This is a genomic window from Nocardia tenerifensis NBRC 101015, from assembly GCF_000308715.1.
In the GTDB taxonomy this organism is placed as follows: Bacteria; Actinomycetota; Actinomycetes; order Mycobacteriales; family Mycobacteriaceae; genus Nocardia; species Nocardia tenerifensis.
In genome coordinates this window covers 1-3,739 of sequence record NZ_BAGH01000216.1, presented here as the reverse complement: position 1 = coordinate 3,739, position 3,739 = coordinate 1, and the positions used below count along the sequence as shown (strand labels likewise).

The window sequence follows — 3,739 nt, the reverse complement described above, 5'->3', positions numbered from 1 at the left end:
CCCGATTCGGATCGGCGCGGCGGCCTACACGGCGTGGTTCGACACCCTGCCCGAGGATCTGCGCGAAGCCATCGTCGAGGCGTGGGGGCCGCCGCCGGGCGAGCTGTACGTCGACCGGTCGGCCGATCCCGACGGTGAGATCGTCATCGCCGCTCTGCGTTTCGGCAATGTCGTGCTGATGGTGCAGCCGCCCAGGGGATTCGGGGAAAACCCCGTCGCGATCTATCACGATCCGGACCTGCCGCCGAGTCACCACTACTTGGCCGCCTACCGATGGCTCAGCGCCCCAGAGGGTTTCGCCGCAGATGCGATGGTGCACCTGGGCAAGCACGGCAACCTGGAGTGGCTGCCGGGCAAGACGCTCGGCATGTCCGCGTCCTGCGGCACCGATGCCGCCCTCGGCGACCTGCCGCTGATCTACCCGTTCCTCGTCAACGACCCGGGTGAGGGCACCCAGGCCAAGCGTCGCGCCCACGCGACCCTGGTCGACCATCTCATCCCGCCGATGGCCCGCGCCGAAAGCTACGGCGACATCTCACGTTTGGAGCAGCTGCTCGACGAGCACGCCAATATCTCCACCCTCGACCCGGCCAAGCTGCCCGCCATCCGCCAGCAGATCTGGACCCTCATGCGGGCGGCCAAGATGGACCACGACCTCGGCCTGGCCGAGCGCCCGGACGAGGACGTCTTCGACGACATGCTGCTGCACGTCGACGGCTGGCTGTGCGAGATCAAGGACGTGCAGATCCGCGACGGCCTGCACATCCTCGGCCAGGCGCCGGCGGGGGAGAGCGAGGTCGACCTGGTGCTCGCCATGCTGCGCGCCAGGCAGCTGTGGGGCGGCGAGCGCAACGTGCCGGGCCTGCGAGAAGCCTTGGGGCTGGACGAATCCGGCGCGGAGGCGCGCGGCCGGGTCGACGTGGTGGAGGAGCGGGCCCGCGGTCTGGTCGCCGCGCTGCAGGCCGCCGACTGGTCCGCCGACGCGGTGGATCGGCTGGTCGACGAGTTCGCGGACTCGCTCGCGGCGACCGGCGACGCGACCGACGCCAAGGCCTCGACCCCGGCTACCCACGCCGACCTGTCCGCGGTCCGCGCCGTCCTCCGTTTCGCCGCAACCCAAGTCGTCCCCCGCCTGCGCCAGACCGGCGTCGAGATCGACCGCGTCCTGCACGCCCTCAACGGCGGCTTCATCCCCGCCGGCCCGAGCGGCTCTCCTCTGCGCGGACTGATCAATGTCCTGCCGACCGGCCGCAACTTCTACTCCGTCGATCCGAAGGCGGTCCCGTCCCGGCTGGCGTGGGAAACCGGTCAGGCCATGGCGGATTCACTGCTCGCCCGTTATCTGGCCGACCACGGCGAGTACCCGCGCTCGGTGGGTCTGTCGGTGTGGGGCACCTCGGCGATGCGCACCTCCGGCGACGATATCGCCGAAGTGCTTGCGCTGCTGGGCGTCCGGCCGGTGTGGGACGAGGCGAGCAGGCGGGTCACCACGCTCGAGGTGATCGCGCTCGACGAATTGTCGCGTCCCCGTATCGATGTCACGGTGCGCATCAGCGGCTTCTTCCGCGACGCGTTCCCGCACGTGCTCGCCCTGCTCGACGACGCGGTCCGCATGGTCGCCGAGCTCGACGAGCCCGCCGAGTCGAATTATGTTCGCGCGCATGCCCAGGCCGATCTGGCCGAGCACGGCGACGCCCGCCGCGCCACCACCCGCATCTTCGGCTCCAAGCCGGGCACCTACGGCGCGGGCTTGCTCCAGCTGATCGACTCGAAGAGCTGGCGCACCGACGACGACCTCGCGCAGGTGTACACCACCTGGGGCGGCTACGCCTACGGCCGCGATCTCGACGGCGCGCCCGCCGCCGACGACATGCGCACCGCCTACCGTCGAATCACGGTGGCGGCCAAGAACACCGATACCCGCGAGCACGACATCGCCGACTCCGACGACTACTTCCAGTTCCACGGCGGCATGGTCGCCACCGTGCGCGCGCTCACCGGCAAGAACCCCGAGGCCTATATCGGCGACAGCACCCGCCCCGACGCGGTGCGCACCCGCACGCTCTCCGAGGAGACCTCCCGGGTGTTCCGTGCCCGCGTGGTGAATCCGCGCTGGCTGGAGGCCATGCGCAGGCACGGCTACAAGGGCGCGTTCGAGATGGCGGCGACGGTCGACTACCTGTTCGGCTACGACGCCACCACCAACGTCGTGGCCGACTGGATGTACGAGAAGCTCGCGGAGAGCTACGTTTTCGATGACGTGAACCGAAAGTTCATGGAGCAGTCGAACCCGTGGGCGCTGCACGGCATTGCCGAGCGGCTGCTGGAGGCGGCCGAGCGCGACCTGTGGGAGCGGCCCGAGCGAGAAACGTTGGAGCGCTTGCGTCAGATCTACTTGGAGACCGAAGGGGAATTGGAATAGCCGGGAAATCAACCCCCCAATTGTTGGGGGATTTTCCGAATTGTGTGATCTTGCAAGGCAATTCAATATCTCAGCACTCTCGACAACGCTGTTGTCAGGAGAGCATGATCGATGGTGTTCCATGGCCGTTTCCGGGGAAACGCCAATCGAATCGGCTAGCTGATTGGAAGGCCTTATGAATATCAGGAAGTTCGTAGCGACCGCGGCGCTGACCATTGCCGCGACGGGTATCGCCGCCGCCACCGCGCACGGCGAGGCGCAGGTTGCCGACGCGTTCACCGGGGTCGATCACGGCGTCGCCTACACGGCCGCCGTCGCGCCCGACCGCTCGAGCGCGACGGTCACCCTGGCCGCGGGCAAGTTCGTGCTGACGCCCGATCAGGGCATCTCCGTGCTCGCGCCGGACGGATCGCTCGTCGCCACCGTGCCGGCGACGATCCAGTCGGTGGCGGGCCAGCAGGTGCGGGTCGCGCCGGCGGTCGACGCCGACGCGACCACGCTGACGCTGCAGCCGGTCGGGGCCGCGGCCCCGGAACTCGGTGCGCCACAGTTCATCGGTGACGCGGGCACCACCGTGGCCGGCGTCTTGATCGGTTGTGCGATCGGGTTCTTGATCGGATTGATCTTCGCCATTGTCGGGGCCGTCCCCGGCTGCATCATCGGTGGAATCATCGGCGGCATCGCGGGTGCCAACCAGCCCTGACGCCGAATAGCGAACAGCCGCGCATCCGGCCGGACCGGCGTATTACGCCCGGCCCGGCCGGTTTTCGTTTATTCGGCGAATTCCGTTGCGCCCACCATTCATTCGGAATCGGCCGCCCGGCGGAATCGCTCGGCGATCGCCAGCAGGTGCTCGGCGAGCTCCGGACCGTCGAGGACTTCGAAATCGACGTCGGCGGAGCCGAGGTAGAACGCGAGCAGCCGCGGCGAATCCGAACCCACCTGCACCACACAGTGATCCGGCCCGTCCGGCTCGACCGCCACCGCGGGCGGCAGCTTCGCTCGCATCTCGGCGGCGGGCGCGGCCATGCGCACGGTCGCCCGATACCGCCAGGTCGCCGCGCCCACCCCGCGCCGAACCCGCTCGGCGATGTCGGCCTCCGACACCGGGCGCGGCGAAAACCGCGCCCCGTTCGGCGTTTTCGGCACGATTCGGTCGACGCGGAAGGTGCGCCAGTCGTCGCGGTCCGGGTCCCATGCGAACAGATACCATCGCCCGCGCCAGTGCACCAGCCGGTGCGGCTCGACCTCGCGGCGCGACGGCGCGCCCGCGTGCGCTTCGTAGTCGAAGCGCAGTCGCTCGCCCGCGCGGATGGC

Annotated in this window: 3 protein-coding genes; 2 read left to right on the top strand and 1 reads right to left on the bottom strand. The window is 69.2% G+C overall.

Translation table 11 applies throughout. The features are described 5' to 3' along the window. Positions 1-2,422: cobaltochelatase subunit CobN (gene cobN / locus ON39_RS18090; protein WP_040735582.1), on the top strand; the 2,422-nt coding region annotated here is incomplete at its 5' end. 175 nt (positions 2,423-2,597) lie between these two features. Further along, positions 2,598-3,125: a DUF8020 domain-containing protein gene (locus ON39_RS18085; protein ID WP_040735580.1), complete on the top strand. Its 528-nt coding sequence runs from the start codon at positions 2,598-2,600 to the stop codon at positions 3,123-3,125. A gap of 98 nt (positions 3,126-3,223) precedes the next feature. Here the strand turns inward: ON39_RS18085 and ON39_RS18080 are convergent. Continuing rightward, a partial coding sequence (locus ON39_RS18080) for a helix-turn-helix transcriptional regulator (RefSeq protein WP_040735578.1) occupies positions 3,224-3,739 on the bottom strand: 516 nt, incomplete at its 5' end.

Bases quoted from the DNA above. Each gene is read 5' to 3' on its own strand.
- ON39_RS18085 (WP_040735580.1), top strand. From the start codon at position 2,598: ATGAATATCAGGAAGTTCGTAGCGACCGCGGCGCTGACCATTGCCGCG.